A 14,330-nucleotide genomic window follows, 5' to 3' on the forward strand; every position below is an offset into this window, starting at 1 on the left:
TCATCAGTACTCCAATATATTCTACACAAGACATAGCTCCCACAAGCCCGCACCCATTAAAGGGTCAAACCCATAAATCGCTACAGCAAAGTGCGCGCAATTCACTAGGTGAAAACCCTAATCATGAGGTAAAATCCGACCCATCGAAGGGAAGATCACCATGCCGCACCAATACCAACTGCTCGAAAAATTCGCGTTTTCGCTTGTCGTCCTGTTCGCCGTGATGTGCTCCAGCTACATCGCGTGGGAAACCTCGCCCAATCTTCGCGACAACTTACAGGTCGGCAAAGAGCTGTTCCTGAAGAGCGGCGAGTACTCGTACGCCTGCGCGACGACCACAGCCGATCCCTGCGCGCAGTTCCCGGTCGAATAAGCGCCCTCGGGCACAACCAGGCACCCTCGCCGCTTCGCACGTTTTTAGCGCGTCCCGTGACTACACGGGACAGTTCTGATTGCTTCCCGCTGCGTTTCGTCTAAGCTCGAATCAGGTTCCGCTTCCGAGCTTGTTCGACATGCTCATCCGCGTCCAGTGGTCATGCGGTTCGTCCGCACCTCGCGCCTTCCTCGCACGGCGCCTCGGTCTGGTTTTGCTGCTTGCGATTCTCGGGTGCCTCGGCGCCTGTACGATCACGCCGCCGCCCAAACCGCTCCTCGTCATTCCTCCCTCAGCGATCAACAGCGCCACACTCGACGACTATCGCACCGCGGTCGCGAAACACATCGTCGCGCACAACCCGTCTTACGTTCTGCACGGCACGCCACAGGCGATGCTGCGCTCGCTCGTGGTCGTGTCGTTCACGGTCAATCGCAATGGCCAGATCGTGAAGTCGTCGGTGTATCGAACCAACGGCGACGACGAAGCCGAAGCCACCGCCCTCGCAACGCTGCGCCGTGCCGCGCCGCTGCCGCCTCCGCCCGGCGGCCTGCTCAATTCCGCCGGCCAGGTGGAGATGTTCGAGGACTGGCTCTTCAACGACAACGGCAAGTTCCAGTTGCGCACGCTCGCTTCGCCGCAGGCGCAGAACTTCCAGTGACACAAGCGCTTCGCCTGCCTGCTTACGCCCGCCTTGCTGCCCGGCGCGCACGGTCGTTATAATTTTTCGCTATCCCCAGCCGGCGCCCGCCGGCCATGCCTCCCGCCAGGCGCCATCCGCGCCCCCACGGGAGGCTTCGACCGTGCTCGCGCCCCTTCGTGCCTATCGGCACGCGCCATAGCCGGTCAGGAATCGACGCGCACAGCCCCCGCTGTGCGATGCATACTGGCGAAGCGTCGCCGACTGACGGACGCTGCGTGACGGAGCCTGTGCGTCGCGCATCAGAGCGCGCCCCGCCACGCTTCGAGCCTGAACAAAGACGCGCGCGCAAGCCTCGCAAGACGGGAGGCGTAAGCGCGTAACAACGACTGGAGACCCCTGAATGTCCACCTCCCCCATTTCGCCCGCGCGCGCCGATCAGGCAAACGCAGCGAAGCAGCAAAGCACCGCACGCGTGATCTTTGCGAGCTTTATCGGCACCGCAATCGAGTTCTACGACTTCTATGTGTACGCAACGGCCGCCGCGCTCGTCATCGGCCCCGTGTTTTTCCCGCACGGCTCGGCCACGGCGCAGGCGCTCTCAGCGTTCGTCACTTTCGGCATTGCGTTCGTCGCGCGGCCAATCGGCTCGTTCATCTTCGGTCACTTCGGCGACCGTATCGGCCGTAAATCGACGCTGGTGGCGTCGCTGCTGGTCATGGGCCTGTCCACCACGCTGATCGGCTTCCTGCCCGGCTATGACGCGATTGGCAGCCTCGCGCCGATCCTGCTGTGCATCCTGCGCTTTGGCCAGGGCATCGGCTTGGGTGGCGAATGGGGCGGCGCCGCGCTCCTCGCAACGGAATACGCGCCGCAAGGCAAGCGCGGCTGGTTCGGCATGTTCCCGCAGCTCGGACCGTCGGTGGGGTTCCTCGCCTCGAATGGCCTTTTCTTCGGGCTTGCTTCGACGCTCTCCGACCAGCAGTTCCGCGACTGGGGCTGGCGCGTGCCGTTCATCGTTTCGGCAGTGCTCGTCGCGCTCGGCTTGTACGTGCGCCTGAAGATCGCCGAAACGCCCGCCTTCAAGGCCGCTGTGGAGCGCGACGAACGCGTCAAGGTGCCGGTAGCGACGCTGCTCTCGCAGTACTGGTGGCCGACGCTCCTCGGCGCGCTCGCCATGGTCGTGTGCTACACGCTCTTCTACAACGCGACCGTGTTCTCGCTCTCGCACGGCGTGACGGCACTGCACATTGCGCGTCCGACCTTCCTCGGCATGCTGTGCATCGCCGTGGTGTTCATGGGCATCGCCACCCCGATCTCGGCCTGGCTTTCCGATCGCTTCGGCCGCAAGCCGGTGCTGATCGTCGGCTGCATTCTGGCGATTCTCTCGGGCTTCACGATGGAGCCGCTGCTCGGCAGCGGTGCAACGCCGCTCGTGCTGCTCTTCCTCGTGATCCAGCTGTTCCTGATGGGCGCCACGTTCGCGCCGATGGGTGCGCTGCTGCCCGAGCTGTTCCCGACGAACGTGCGCTACACGGGCGCGGGCGTTGCGTACAACCTGGGCGGCATTCTCGGCGCTTCGGTCGCGCCGTATATCGCCCAGGTGCTGGCCGCGCGAGGCGGCCTCTCGTGGGTTGGCGCGTATGTGTCGATCGCCGCCTGCGTGAGCCTGTTCGGTGTGCTGTGCATGCGCGAGACGCGCCATACGTCGCTCTCGTAACGCGTCGCCGCATCAAGGAAAAAGCGGAGTCCGCCAGCCGGACTCCGCTTTTTTTACGCCCTTCACTGGCGAGATTTTTGATCACTTTGGGCACGCGCGATGCGTGTCTATACTCGAATCACCAGGCGGGGAGCGATCTCCCGGGGGAGCCGACGATGAACCTGCATCTGAGCAACGCCGACATTGTTCTGATCATCGCCCTTGCCCTTGGCATCTCCCTCCTGATGGCGTTTCGCCTGCGCACCGCGAGCTGGCGCGCGGTCGTGCTCGAAGCGCTGGCGGCGAACGCCGCGGCCATTGCCGCGGTCGTCGCGATCGAAATGCTGCTTGCCTGAAGGCCTCCGTACCGCTGCTGCCGCGTGCGCAGCGTTATGCGACGCTGCGCCGTGTAGCGCCGATCAACGATAGTAATAGCCGTGATGGTAGCCGCCGCCGTAGTAGCCGCCGGCCGGCACCACGACGCAGCCGCCCAGCGAAGCCGCGAGCAATGCGCCAGCGATGAGGGTAAGCGTCAATCGTTTCACAGTATTCTCCCTTCAAGTCAGTGTCTGTGTCCGGCCATGCGATGTCGGGCTGGACGGTTACGATTGAACACGATGGCGACGGCGTGAGGCGTTGCAATTTGTAAGCAGCGGTATGGCGCGTGTAACAGCGTGAGCGTCCAAAGCCCTTTGCACGCGCGCCCAATCGCGCGCATGCAATACAAGCGCGACACTTTTAACAAGCTCGTAATGGGAAACCGCTGGGATATCGCGAGGACAGCACGCGGCAAGCGCGTGCCGAACCGCGAAACTCAAGCGGCGTGAACGCGCGATGCCGGTGTGGATGCGCCGCCGTCGCGCGCGGGGTAGACGCGATCGACGGCATCGATCGCCGCCTGCACGGACGGCACACGATGGCCGTCGCCGATCGAGATCGAGCGATTGGGCGCACGCACACCGCAGTGCTCGGCGTCGGTCGCTACGAAGACCATCACGGTCGGCTTGATGAGCGCGTGGGCAAGATGCACGAAGCCTGTGTCGGTGCCGACCACGAGCGCGCAGTCTTCGATGCGCTGTGCGACCTGCGAAACGGTGAGGCGCGGCAGCACCGTAGCACCCGGGATGAGCGCCGCGATTTCAAGCGCCGTGGCGTGCTCGTTGTCGTTTCCCCACGGCAGTTCGATGCGCAGGCCACGCGCGATCAACGCATTGCCCAGTTCGCCCCAATGCTCGACCGGCCACTTCTTCTCGTCTTTGGAGGTCGCATGAAAGAGCAGCGCCGTGGGCGCCTCAGGCGCGGGCAGCGCGGTGCCGTCGCGCGGCACGCGCATCTGAAAGTCGGGCGGCGTATCGACCGTGTAGCCAAGCGCCTCGCCGGTGCTGATACGCATGCCGTGCCACGCATCGCACTGCGGACGCGGCCCGAAGCGGCCGTTGTACGCGAAGGCCGCGCCGCGCTCGCCGAGGTCCTGCGAGAGATAGCCGAAGCGGCGCCGCCCGCGCGCGAGAAACGCGATGATCGCGCTCTTGTACACGCCGTGAATGTCGACGATCGCGTCGTAGCGGTAAGCGCGCAGCTCCGCAATCGATGCCCAGATCGCCTTGAGATCGCTCCAGCTGCGCGCCTTCTTGAAGCGGCGCAGCGGCGCGCAGAGCACGCGGTCGACACCTGCGTTCCAGTGCACGATATCGGCGAAGGCCTCGTCAGCGGCCCAATCGACCTTGACGCCCGGGAAGGCGCGCTGCACGTCGGCGACAACCGGAAGCGCCTCGACGATGTCGCCGAGCGAAGTCACTTTGACAATCAAAACTCGTTTCATTGTGCTGCGGACCGCTGGGCCCGATATTCCAGTCTTCAAGGGATTTCCGGAGATTCTAGCGGACGAACCTTGCGTCAACCTGCGAATAAGCGATCCAATACGAACGATATCTGTCCCTTTCTTACTCGATCGTCGTGCGGCATCGACAATGGGCCCTGAAAAAAACGCCGGGCACGGCGCGCCAAAGCGCGTCGAGCCCGTACTTGTCGACCCGTCGACGGATCGATAACAACGGTCAACGACTAGTAGATGACGACCGGAGCGGGTCTCACATACATGGGCCGAGCCGGCACGACGATGCAGCCGGCCAGCGTGAGCGCGAGCACGGCCGCCGCGAGCAGTTTCTTACTCATGACAAGGATCTCCTCGGGCTGCAAAGATCAAGCGGCCCAGTGGCCTTCCACCCAGCGCCAGTTCGGGCCGTGCGCGATCCAGTGGCCCGGCACCCAGTGATAGCCGACACGCTCAGCCTGCCAGTGGCCCCGCACCCACACGTACTGGCCGTGATCCCAGCGCCAGTGGCCCTTGTCCCATACATAGCCCGCGCGCGGCGCCGGCATGACTTCCACGCGTTCGGCAGGCGGCGGCGCGACCGGCTCGACCACGACGATTGCGGCGAGCGCAGGAGCCGCGACAGCGCAAGTGCCGGCGGCGACGATCGCGGCCTTGGCAATGAAGAGGCGAATGGAGTTGTTCATGTTGAGCACCCTTGATTGTGGACGCCATGATTGGCGTTACCCGATCAATGCGCGAGCACAGCGTTGCGCTGACAGCGGCCGTGTAACGGCGCAGGGTGAAGTGAAACCGAATATTTCGGTAAGGGAGGCGGGGGCACCGGAGCGCAGCGCGCGAGCAGGAAAGGCGCGAAGAAAAAGCTGAAGCGATACGACAAACGACGCGCGCGCAGCGCAGCGGCTGCGCGCGCTTACGACTCAAGCCTGCGGAATCTCGATCTTGACCTCGAGCACTTCGAGATCGTCCTGACGTTCGAGGCTCACGCGAATGTCTTCATCGGAGATCTTCACGTACTTGGAGATCACCGCGACCAGTTCGCGTTGCAGGGCCGGCAGATAGTCGGCGGGCGGATGGCCGCCTGCGCGCTCGTGAGCAATGATGAGCTGCAGGCGTTCCTTCGCTACCGAGGCGGACTTCTTCTTCTCGCCGAGAAAAAACGAAAGAAACGACATGACGTTCGTCTCCCTTACTTGCTACCGAAGAGGCGCTGCAAGAGGCCCGGCTTCTGGTAATCGGTGAAGCGAAGCGACTTGTCCTCGCCGAGAAAGCGCGACACGACGTCCTTGTACGATTCGGCGACGTCGGTGCCGTCCAGATGCACGGCCGGCAGCCCCTGGTTCGATGCGTGCAGCACCGCTTCCGATTCGGGAATCACGCCGATCAGTTCGATGCGCAGGATCTCCTGAATGTCGTTCAGCGAGAGCATTTCGCCTTCGCTCACGCGCTTCGGGTTGTAGCGCGTGATAAGCAGGTGTTCCTTGATCGGGTCCTTGCCTTCGATCGCGCGCTTCGTCTTCGACGACAGCATGCCGAGAATACGATCCGAGTCGCGCACCGAAGACACTTCCGGGTTCGTCACGATGAGCGCTTCGTCGGCGAAGTGCATGGCGAGCAGCGCGCCCGACTCGATGCCGGCCGGCGAATCGCACACGATGTACTCGAAGTCCATCTTGCGCAGGTCCTCGATCACCTTCTCCACGCCTTCCTTCGTGAGCGCGTCTTTATCGCGCGTTTGCGAGGCCGGCAGGATGAAGAGGTTTTCGCACTTCTTGTCCTTGATGAGCGCCTGATTGAGGTTCGCCTCACCCTGGATCACGTTGATCAGGTCGTACACGACGCGGCGCTCGCAACCCATGATGAGGTCGAGATTGCGCAGGCCCACGTCGAAGTCGATGACCGCGGTCTTGTGGCCACGCAACGCGAGGCCCGATGCGAAACTCGCGCTCGTGGTCGTCTTGCCGACACCACCTTTGCCCGAAGTCACCACAATGATTTTTGCCATTCCCTTACCTTGCGTTCGTCAGTTTCTCAGTTTGGTCTCATCGCGTGCCGCTCATGCCCTGCTCGCCTGCGCACGACGCTCGAGCTGCGCTCAGGTGAGCCTCAACGGTTCGATCAACAGCTTTTCTTCCTCGAGCCGGATTTGAGCCGGCTTCCCGCGCACGTCGTCGGCGAGTGGAACTTCAGTGGTACGGTAGATGCCCGCAATCGAAATGAGTTCCGCCTCGAGACTCGTGCAGAAAATGCGCGCGTCGTGGTTGCCGTGCACGCCCGCGAGCGCGCGGCCGCGCAACGGCGCGTAAATGTGGATGTTGCCCTCTGCGATCACTTCCGCGCCGTTGGAAACGAGACCGAGCACGACCACGTCGCCCTTCGCGTAGATGCGCTGACCCGAGCGCAGCGGCCGGTCGATCACGAGCGTGGGTTCCGCGCGCGCGCCGGCATCGAGCGCCGCCGCGGCGCTCACCGTTGCCGCCGCGCTCGCCTGGGCGGCGCCCGGGTCCGCGTCGGTGGAAAAGAGTTCGGGCTGTGCCGCGGTGGATTGCGGTGCGGCCGCTGCGGTGGCAGAGGCGGTGGCCGAAGCGGTGGCGGATGCATTCGATGCCTCGCCCTCGCCCGCCGCTTCGTCGGAGGCGACCTTCGTGCCCGCGCCTCGGCGGTCGCGCGCCTCGAGGAAAGGCAGGCCTGCCGCAGCCGCCCAGCCGTGTTGTTCGGGCTGCGCAACCACGCCTACCGGGCGCATGCGCACGCTTTCGAGCAGACGCACGATGTCGCCGAGCGCGACCTGCTCGCCGTCGGCGAGACGCCGCACGTCGATCGCGACGGTGTCGTTCGCGAAGAATTCAGGCGTCGCCTCGAAGCGCCGCGTGAGTTCTGCGCGCATGGCATCGAGCTCGGTCGTCTTGACCACGAACAGAAGCGTATCGACTGAACCGCTCTTCAGTTCAAAATATGGCGATTTCCTGGGCGACATGGCGTTCGGCTAAAAATTTTGCGTATTTTACAGGCGCGGACGCACACGGCCATTATTTTTAATGGTGTATTCGGCCAAATTCCCTGCTGGATACGCACAAGCCACGCACAAACAAAAATGGCGCAAAAAAAAGCGCGCGGCGCGCGAGCGTGAACGAACGGGTTCGGAGTGTCGTACGGAGGGAAGTGAAACGGGAGCGCCGCCGCGCACAGCAGCGCGAACGGCAGGCGTCAGGGTGAAGAAGCAGGCGACGAAGCAGACATCGTGTGCTCGCCGAGCGCGCGCATGAGCAGCGTTTCCCACTGTTCGGGCTGTTGCTGGCTGCGCGCGTGATCGCCGGTAGCGACAAAGCCGAGGCGCTCGTAGAAACGCATGGCGGTGGTGTTCGCGTCGGTCACCCAGGCGTAGACCTGCGTCGCGCCTTCGCTCACGAGCCATTCGATGGCGCTGTTCAGAAGCAGTTCGCCGCCGCTCAGATGACGCACCGCAGGCGCGACCCACAACGCCGAAACGAACGCGCGGCGCGCCGGCGCGCTTTCGAAGCTCGCGCCGATCAGCCCGGCCGGATGGCCCTCGGTATAGAGAATGAACGACGTGCCGGTGTGCGAAACCGCATGCCGGGCCGCCGCGGCGTCGAAAACGGCGGCATCGGCCGATAGCGCGTCTTCGAGCGTGTCGCCGAATGCGTAAGGCGCGTCGCGCAGCGAGGCTGTTCGAAGCTCGCGGAGCACGGCACCCTGATCGGCGGCGATACGGCGAACGGTCAGTGACGGACTCATGCAGTCGTAAACCCCAATAAAGCGCTAACGCGTAGCTTTAACCGAACTGGCTTGAGAGTCAAATCCTTATTTGACAATTGCCTGCAGACCACGCCTCGCGCGCAATCCTTGACAGACGGCCACAGAGGCCGCACAGCCGCGCTCACGGGGCCTCGTAGGCGCCTGTGCCGTCCGGCCAGGGCGTGAGGAGCTCGTAGCCGTCGTCTGTGACCGCAACCATGTGCTCCCACTGCGCCGAGAGCGAGCGGTCCTTGGTGACGACCGTCCAGCCGTCGCGCTGCACCGTCGTGCCGGCGCGGCCCGCGTTGACCATCGGCTCGATCGTGAAGACCATACCCGGCTTCAGGCGCACGCCCTGCCCCGGCTGGCCGTAGTGCAACACCTGCGGCTCCTCGTGGTAGACCTTGCCGATGCCGTGGCCGCAATACTCGCGCACGATCGAGAAGCCGTCACTTTGTGCGCGCTTCTGGATGGCGTTGCCGACGTCGCCAAGCGTCGCACCCGGCTTCACCTGGCGAATGCCCGCGAGCATCGCTTCGTAGGTCGTGTCGATCAGCTGGCGGCCCACCGTGCTCGGCGTGCCGACGCAGTACATGCGGCTCGTGTCCCCGAAATAGCCGTCCTTGATGACGGCCACGTCGATGTTGATGATGTCGCCGTCCTTGAGCACTTCGCCGCGACTCGGAATGCCGTGGCAAACCACGGAATTGACGGACGTGCAGATCGTCTTCGGAAAGCCGAGGTAGCCGACATTGGCCGGCACGGCCTTGAGCGTGTTGACGATGTAGTCGTTGCAGAGGGCGTCGAGGTCGTCGGTGGAGACGCCCGGCTTCACGTGCTCGCCGATCATCGCGAGCACGTCGGCGGCGAGCCGGCCCGAAATGCGCAGGCGGGCGAGATCGTCGGCAGACTTGTAGGTGATAGGCATCTGTGGACCGAAGTGGGCGCGGCAATGTGCTGGAGAACACTTCGCCGCAAATTCAAAGGAGCGATTGTACCGGCGCTGCGGCGTCGGGGGCGCAGCAAGGCGCGTCGTCGTCTTGACGCCGGACGCGGAATTTTCAGATATCTCCGATTGTTCGAGCGCAACCCGCCGTCAAGAATGAGAAATATCTTACATCGCAAGCAGGAAGCCCGATCATGACCTCAAGTCACCCCATGCCCGACCACACCCCTTCGAACACGGCGCTCAACGTCCTGATCGCGCTGCCCACGTACGACAACTCGGTGCATTTCGACTTCGCCATGGCGCTCGCCCGCCTCATGGAAACGCTCAAGGAGCGCGGCATCCGCTACGAGTACATTCATACGGCCTCGTCGCACATCATCCGTGCGCGCAATTTCTTTGCGAATTATTTTTTGAGCCATCCCGAGTTCAGCCATCTGCTCTTTCTCGATACGGACATGGACTTCTCGCGCGAAGCGGTTCTGCGCCTGATCGCCGGGAACAAGCCCGTGGCCGGCATTGCCTGCCCGTACCGCTATTTCGACCGGGAAAAGCAGATCACGAGCGCCGATGTGGGACTCACATTGCGCGAGTGGCAGGAAAAGACCGTGGACTACAACACGGCAATCCTCGCGGATGAAGCGGGCGGCAGTTTCGTGTCCGATGGCTGGGCCGAGGTGAATCATATTGGCACGGGCATCTTCCTCGTGCGACGCGACGCGCTGGAGTCGATCGTGGCGCATACGGAGCTATACCGCCCGCCCGCGCAATACGCCGGCTACCTGCCGGACGCCAAGTTCTATGCGTTCTTCGACACCGTCGGCGAAAAAGGCGTGTACCTCTCGGAAGACCTGTCGTTCTGCCGGCGCGTGCGCGCGGCGGGCAAGTCGGTGTGGGCGCTCGTCGACGAGAAGATCGTGCATCACGGCGGGTCGTCGATCTCGGGCACCTACCTGCGCGCGCTGGAAATGCGCGGCCATATGCACAAGTAAAAGCGGCGCAAGTCAAGGCGCGCCGCCGGCCGTCAACGACGCAGATAAAGGAATACGCAAACCGCAAGCAACACAGCGGTCAGAATCGCGTAGCCCGTATGCACGTACCGGAGCTGCCGCCGGTAACGTGCGGTTTGCGACGGCTGGAACCCCTTCAGAAGCTTGCCAAAGCCGCTGATCGGATTGTCGAGGAAAGACGCATAGCGCTCCCGGTTGCGCGTGAAGATAAGGCGTTGCGACTCTTCAACTTTGCCGAACTCGACCAATTGGGTCGAGCGCGAACTTTTCTTCACACGATAGAGATACATGGGCGAGTCGATATACCGAACCCTGGATTGCGGGCTCAGAAGCCTCACGTAGAACTCCCAATCCTCGAAGCCATGAATCATCTCGGACGCGTACCCGCCGATGCGCTCGAACGCGTCGCGCCGGTACATGGTCGTGTTCACGATCATGTTTTGCCAGAGCAGCTTGTCGTAGCTGTACTCCGGCAGACGCCAGATCTTTCGCGATTCGCCGGTACGTTGCGTCTTGAAGTGCACGAGATCCGTATCAGGCTGCGCGGTAAAGCATTCCACGGCCAGCCGCAGAAATTCGGAACCGATCTTGTCATCGCCATCAAGCGGGACAAACAACTCGCCTGTCGCCCGTGCAAAACCGAAGTTTCGTGCGGCTGCGACACCACCATTCGGCTTTCGGAGTGCCTGGAAGCGCGCGTCTTTTTTTACGTATTGTTGAATGATGGCTTCGGATCCGTCCGTTGAGCCGTCATCCACGACGATGCATTCCCAGTTGCCATAGGTCTGCTGCAGTACAGATTCAAGCGTCTCTGCAATGAATTCCTGCTGGTTAAAACACGGAACGATGATCGAGACTTTTTTCATAGATGACCGGTACTTGTAATCGCAGCATTCGCATGATGCCCTGAAGCGCCCCGGATTCTAGCGTATTCACACGGGGCCACAGCCGCCTGGCGAAGAGGACAAAGGGCCGTCTATTCGCAATTCGCATGGCGTGGCGTGGCGTGGCGTGGCGCCAGCGAGCGCAATGGATCGCGCAGGGTTTTTTTGTGGGGCTGAAAAAACAAAAACCCCTGCAGCGGTTAGGCATGCAGGGGTTTTCTGAATTTGGCGGAGAGGGTGGGATTCGAACCCACGGTACGGGGAAACCGTACGCCTGATTTCGAGTCAGGTACATTCGACCACTCTGCCACCTCTCCGGTGTACTGCTTTTTTACTGCCTCTCCAGCCTTGGTCGGCGACCGGAGAAGCGAAGATTATAGAACATTTTTTGAATTACGCAAGCCCTCTTTGGAAAAAAGTTTCGAGTGCAAGCAACTCACATGCTCAGTTCGTGAGGCCGTGCCTCAGGCGTTCACTGAGAGACGCGCCACGCCGCCCATATACGGCCGCAGCGCTTCCGGCACGGTGACCGAGCCGTCCGCTTCCTGATAGTTCTCCAGCACGGCAACGAGCGTGCGGCCCACGGCGAGGCCCGAGCCGTTGAGCGTATGCACGAGTTCCGGCTTGCCCTGCGCGTTGCGGTAGCGCGCCTGCATGCGGCGCGCCTGGAAGGCTTCGGTATTCGAGCAGCTCGAAATTTCGCGATACGTGTTCTGCGCCGGCAACCACACTTCGAGGTCGTAGGTCTTGGTCGCCGAGAAGCCCATATCGCCCGTGCACAGCGTGATGACGCGATACGGCAAGCCAAGCTTGCGCAAGATGGTTTCCGCGTGAACGACCATCTGCTCGAGCGCGTCGTACGACGTTTCAGGCGCAACGATCTGCACCATTTCGACCTTGTCGAACTGGTGCTGACGGATCATGCCGCGCGTGTCGCGGCCGTACGAACCGGCTTCCGAGCGGAAGCACGGCGAGTGCGCCGTGAGCTTGATCGGCAGCGCGCTGCCTTCCACGATGCTCTCGCGCACCGTGTTCGTGAGCGAGATTTCCGAAGTCGAAATGAGGTATTGCGTGACCGTGTTCTCGCCGCCGCCCTTTTCCACGCGGAACATGTCGTCGGCGAACTTGGGCAGCTGGCCCGTGCCGTACAGGATTTCCGGGTTGACGATGTACGGCGTGTACGTTTCCGTGTAGCCGTGCTCCAGCGTGTGCGTATCGATCATGAACTGCGCCAGCGCGCGATGCAGGCGCGCGATCTGGCCGCGCAGCATCGTAAAGCGCGCGCCCGAGAGCTTCGCGCCCGTCTCGAAATCGAGACCCAGCGGCGTGCCGACATCGACGTGATCCTTCACCTCGAAGTCGAACGCGCGCGGCGTGCCCCAGCGGCGCACTTCCACGTTGTCGGCCTCGTCCTTGCCCGCGGGCACGCTCTCGTGCGGCAGGTTCGGCACGCCGAGCAGCAGGTCCGAGAGTTTCGACTGGATCTCGTCGAGCTTGGCGGCCGAGCTCTTCATCTCGTCGCCGATGCCGCCCACTTCGGCCATGACCGCCGAGGTGTCCTCGCCGCGGCCTTTCATCGCGCCGATCTGCTTCGACAGGCTGTTGCGGCGTGCCTGGAGCTCTTCGGTGCGGGTCTGGATGGCGCGGCGTTCCGCTTCGAGCGCGGAGAAGGCGGCGACGTCGAGGGTGTAGCCGCGGTCGGCGAGGCGCTTCGCGACGCCGTCGAGGTCTTTGCGCAGCAGCTGGATGTCGAGCATGGGATTGTGAGACGCAGTTTCGTTGTGTGAAGGGACGATTTTAGCGCACCGGCCGGGGCACCCCGGCGGGACTGGCATCAGCCTTTGCGCTTCCTTTCGCGGATTTCGTCGCGATGCTCGTCGCGCCATTGCGCGTCGAGGTCGGCGAGGCGCGCGAGCTTTTCGCCGATCTTGCCTTCGAGGCCGCGCGGCGTGGGCTGATACCAGCGCGGCTCGCGCATGCCGTCGGGCAAATAGGTCTCGCCGGCCGCGTAGGCGTCGGGCTCGTCGTGCGCGTAGCGGTACTCGTGGCCGTAGCCCAGTTCCTTCATGAGCTTGGTCGGCGCGTTGCGCAAATGGATGGGCACCGCGCGCGACTGGTCCTTGCTCACGAAGCGCCGCGCCTCGTTATAGGCGTTGTAGCCCGCGTTCGACTTCGGCGCGACAGCCAGATAGATCACAGCCTGCGCGAGCGCGAGTTCGCCTTCGGGCGAACCCAGCCGCTCGTAGGTCTCGGCGGCGTCGAGCGTGATGCGCCCGGCGCGCGGGTCGGCGAGACCGATGTCCTCCCACGCCATGCGCACGATGCGCCGCGCGAGATAACGCGGATCGGCGCCGCCGTCGAGCATGCGGCAGAACCAGTAGAGCGCGCCGTCCGGGTTGCTGCCGCGCACCGACTTGTGCAACGCGCTGATCTGGTCGTAGAACGCATCGCCGCCCTTGTCGAAGCGGCGCAGGTTCTCGGCGAGCGCGCTTCCGAGCAGTTCGCCGTCGATTTCGGTCTTCTTTTGCTGCGCGGCCGCGCGCGCGACGATTTCGAGGTTGTTCAGGAGCTTGCGGCCATCGCCGTCGGCGGAACCGATCAGCGCCGTTTTCGCTTCGTCCGTGAAGGTCAGGCCGCCCAGCTCCTCGCTCGCGCGCGCAAGCAATTCGCCCTGCTCCTCCTCGTCGAGGCTCTTGAGCACGTACACGGCCGCGCGCGAGAGCAACGCGCTGTTCACTTCGAACGACGGGTTTTCCGTCGTCGCGCCGATGAACACAAAGAGGCCCGACTCCACATGCGGCAGGAAGGCGTCCTGCTGGCTCTTGTTGAAGCGATGGACCTCGTCGACGAACACGAGCGTCTGGTGGCCACGCGCTCGATGCAGCTGCGCCTGCTCCACGGCCTCGCGAATGTCCTTCACGCCCGAGAGCACGGCGGAGAGCGCGATGAACTCGGCGTGGAAGGCGTCGGCCATGAGACGCGCGAGCGTGGTCTTGCCCACGCCCGGCGGCCCCCAGAGGATCATCGAATGCGCTTCGCCGGACTCGAATGCGACGCGCAGCGGCTTGTTGGGCCCGAGCAGATGCTTCTGGCCGATGACCTCGTCGATGGAGCGCGGGCGCAGCCGTTCGGCGAGGGGGACGTTGGCACGGGTTTCTTCAAACATGACGTTTTCGCGATAATGACGG

At 63.3% G+C, this 14,330-nt stretch carries 16 protein-coding genes and 1 tRNA gene; 5 read left to right on the forward strand and 12 right to left on the reverse strand.

The genetic code is table 11. The features are described from left to right. The first annotated feature begins 160 nt into the window (after nucleotides 1-160). The 4 genes from FAZ97_RS10550 (at nucleotide 161) to FAZ97_RS10565 (ending at nucleotide 3,068) form a co-directional block, all read left to right on the forward strand. Nucleotides 161-373 (forward strand): hypothetical protein, encoded by a 213-nt coding sequence (locus tag FAZ97_RS10550; protein ID WP_158758383.1) that lies wholly within the window; start codon nucleotides 161-163, stop codon nucleotides 371-373. 139 nt (nucleotides 374-512) lie between these two features. Further along, on the forward strand, nucleotides 513-1,034 hold the full coding sequence (locus FAZ97_RS10555; protein ID WP_158758384.1) for a TonB family protein: 522 nt from the start codon (nucleotides 513-515) through the stop codon (nucleotides 1,032-1,034). Between the two features lie 382 nt (nucleotides 1,035-1,416). Further along, nucleotides 1,417-2,733, forward strand: a complete 1,317-nt coding sequence (locus FAZ97_RS10560; RefSeq protein WP_158758385.1) for an MFS transporter — start codon at nucleotides 1,417-1,419, stop codon at nucleotides 2,731-2,733. 155 nt (nucleotides 2,734-2,888) lie between these two features. Further along, nucleotides 2,889-3,068 (forward strand): hypothetical protein, encoded by a 180-nt coding sequence (locus tag FAZ97_RS10565; protein ID WP_158758386.1) that lies wholly within the window; start codon nucleotides 2,889-2,891, stop codon nucleotides 3,066-3,068. 63 nt (nucleotides 3,069-3,131) lie between these two features. Here the strand turns inward: FAZ97_RS10565 and FAZ97_RS35600 are convergent, their stop codons facing one another. The 8 genes from FAZ97_RS35600 to map all read right to left on the reverse strand — a co-directional run bounded on the left by FAZ97_RS35600 (nucleotide 3,132) and on the right by map (nucleotide 9,230). Beyond that, entirely contained in the window at nucleotides 3,132-3,257 is a 126-nt protein-coding gene (locus FAZ97_RS35600) for a hypothetical protein (RefSeq protein WP_256094537.1), read from the reverse strand. 269 nt (nucleotides 3,258-3,526) lie between these two features. Next, a complete protein-coding gene (gene waaC / locus FAZ97_RS10570; RefSeq protein ID WP_158758387.1) occupies nucleotides 3,527-4,534 on the reverse strand; it encodes a lipopolysaccharide heptosyltransferase I in 1,008 nt (335 codons plus the stop codon). A gap of 380 nt (nucleotides 4,535-4,914) precedes the next feature. Then, nucleotides 4,915-5,232: a YXWGXW repeat-containing protein gene (locus FAZ97_RS10575; RefSeq protein WP_158758388.1), complete on the reverse strand. Its 318-nt coding sequence runs from the start codon at nucleotides 5,230-5,232 to the stop codon at nucleotides 4,915-4,917. Nucleotides 5,233-5,466: 234 nt separating this feature from the next. Then, complete coding sequence (minE, locus tag FAZ97_RS10580) at nucleotides 5,467-5,721, reverse strand: cell division topological specificity factor MinE (protein WP_027795398.1); 255 nt, start codon at nucleotides 5,719-5,721, stop codon at nucleotides 5,467-5,469. 14 nt (nucleotides 5,722-5,735) lie between these two features. Then, nucleotides 5,736-6,551: a septum site-determining protein MinD gene (gene minD / locus FAZ97_RS10585; protein ID WP_042260914.1), complete on the reverse strand. Its 816-nt coding sequence runs from the start codon at nucleotides 6,549-6,551 to the stop codon at nucleotides 5,736-5,738. 90 nt (nucleotides 6,552-6,641) lie between these two features. Then, nucleotides 6,642-7,523 carry a septum site-determining protein MinC gene (gene minC, locus FAZ97_RS10590; protein ID WP_158758389.1) on the reverse strand — a complete coding sequence of 294 codons (882 nt, stop codon included), beginning with the start codon at nucleotides 7,521-7,523 and terminating at the stop codon, nucleotides 6,642-6,644. A gap of 230 nt (nucleotides 7,524-7,753) precedes the next feature. Beyond that, nucleotides 7,754-8,302, reverse strand: coding sequence for a GNAT family N-acetyltransferase (locus FAZ97_RS10595; RefSeq protein ID WP_158758390.1), 549 nt, complete (start codon nucleotides 8,300-8,302; stop codon nucleotides 7,754-7,756). Between the two features lie 142 nt (nucleotides 8,303-8,444). Beyond that, the gene (map, locus tag FAZ97_RS10600) at nucleotides 8,445-9,230 is read right to left on the reverse strand and encodes a type I methionyl aminopeptidase (RefSeq protein ID WP_158758391.1); all 786 of its coding nucleotides are present in this window, start codon (nucleotides 9,228-9,230) and stop codon (nucleotides 8,445-8,447) included. Nucleotides 9,231-9,442: 212 nt separating this feature from the next. On the opposite strand from map, the gene FAZ97_RS10605 reads away from it, so the two are divergent. Further along, a complete protein-coding gene (locus FAZ97_RS10605; protein ID WP_233271572.1) occupies nucleotides 9,443-10,240 on the forward strand; it encodes a glycosyltransferase family 2 protein in 798 nt (265 codons plus the stop codon). 32 nt (nucleotides 10,241-10,272) lie between these two features. On the opposite strand, the gene FAZ97_RS10610 is transcribed toward FAZ97_RS10605, so the two are convergent. From FAZ97_RS10610 to FAZ97_RS10625, 4 genes are all read right to left on the reverse strand, one after another. After that, nucleotides 10,273-11,124, reverse strand: coding sequence for a glycosyltransferase family 2 protein (locus FAZ97_RS10610; protein WP_158758392.1), 852 nt, complete (start codon nucleotides 11,122-11,124; stop codon nucleotides 10,273-10,275). Between the two features lie 244 nt (nucleotides 11,125-11,368). Then, nucleotides 11,369-11,459 (reverse strand) — tRNA-Ser (locus tag FAZ97_RS10615). Nucleotides 11,460-11,606: 147 nt separating this feature from the next. Then, on the reverse strand, nucleotides 11,607-12,899 hold the full coding sequence (serS, locus tag FAZ97_RS10620) for a serine--tRNA ligase (protein ID WP_158758393.1): 1,293 nt from the start codon (nucleotides 12,897-12,899) through the stop codon (nucleotides 11,607-11,609). A 77-nt stretch (nucleotides 12,900-12,976) separates the two neighbouring features. After that, nucleotides 12,977-14,308 (reverse strand): replication-associated recombination protein A, encoded by a 1,332-nt coding sequence (locus tag FAZ97_RS10625; RefSeq protein ID WP_158758394.1) that lies wholly within the window; start codon nucleotides 14,306-14,308, stop codon nucleotides 12,977-12,979. Between the last annotated feature and the right edge of the window lie 22 nt (nucleotides 14,309-14,330).

Source organism: Paraburkholderia acidiphila, from assembly GCF_009789655.1.
Lineage (GTDB): Bacteria > Pseudomonadota > Gammaproteobacteria > Burkholderiales > Burkholderiaceae > Paraburkholderia > Paraburkholderia acidiphila.

Excerpts from the sequence above, each read along its gene's own strand:
- FAZ97_RS10550 (WP_158758383.1), top strand. The coding sequence starts at position 161 with ATGCCGCACCAATACCAACTGCTCGAAAAATTCGCGTTTTCGCTTGTC.
- FAZ97_RS10555 (WP_158758384.1), top strand. The coding sequence starts at position 513 with ATGCTCATCCGCGTCCAGTGGTCATGCGGTTCGTCCGCACCTCGCGCC.
- FAZ97_RS10560 (WP_158758385.1), top strand. The coding sequence starts at position 1,417 with ATGTCCACCTCCCCCATTTCGCCCGCGCGCGCCGATCAGGCAAACGCA.
- FAZ97_RS10565 (WP_158758386.1), top strand. The coding sequence starts at position 2,889 with ATGAACCTGCATCTGAGCAACGCCGACATTGTTCTGATCATCGCCCTT.
- waaC (WP_158758387.1), bottom strand. The coding sequence starts at position 4,534 with ATGAAACGAGTTTTGATTGTCAAAGTGACTTCGCTCGGCGACATCGTC.
- FAZ97_RS10575 (WP_158758388.1), bottom strand. The coding sequence starts at position 5,232 with ATGAACAACTCCATTCGCCTCTTCATTGCCAAGGCCGCGATCGTCGCC.
- minE (WP_027795398.1), bottom strand. The coding sequence starts at position 5,721 with ATGTCGTTTCTTTCGTTTTTTCTCGGCGAGAAGAAGAAGTCCGCCTCG.
- minD (WP_042260914.1), bottom strand. The coding sequence starts at position 6,551 with ATGGCAAAAATCATTGTGGTGACTTCGGGCAAAGGTGGTGTCGGCAAG.
- minC (WP_158758389.1), bottom strand. The coding sequence starts at position 7,523 with ATGTCGCCCAGGAAATCGCCATATTTTGAACTGAAGAGCGGTTCAGTC.
- FAZ97_RS10595 (WP_158758390.1), bottom strand. The coding sequence starts at position 8,302 with ATGAGTCCGTCACTGACCGTTCGCCGTATCGCCGCCGATCAGGGTGCC.
- map (WP_158758391.1), bottom strand. The coding sequence starts at position 9,230 with ATGCCTATCACCTACAAGTCTGCCGACGATCTCGCCCGCCTGCGCATT.
- FAZ97_RS10605 (WP_233271572.1), top strand. The coding sequence starts at position 9,443 with ATGACCTCAAGTCACCCCATGCCCGACCACACCCCTTCGAACACGGCG.
- FAZ97_RS10610 (WP_158758392.1), bottom strand. The coding sequence starts at position 11,124 with ATGAAAAAAGTCTCGATCATCGTTCCGTGTTTTAACCAGCAGGAATTC.
- serS (WP_158758393.1), bottom strand. The coding sequence starts at position 12,899 with ATGCTCGACATCCAGCTGCTGCGCAAAGACCTCGACGGCGTCGCGAAG.
- FAZ97_RS10625 (WP_158758394.1), bottom strand. The coding sequence starts at position 14,308 with ATGTTTGAAGAAACCCGTGCCAACGTCCCCCTCGCCGAACGGCTGCGC.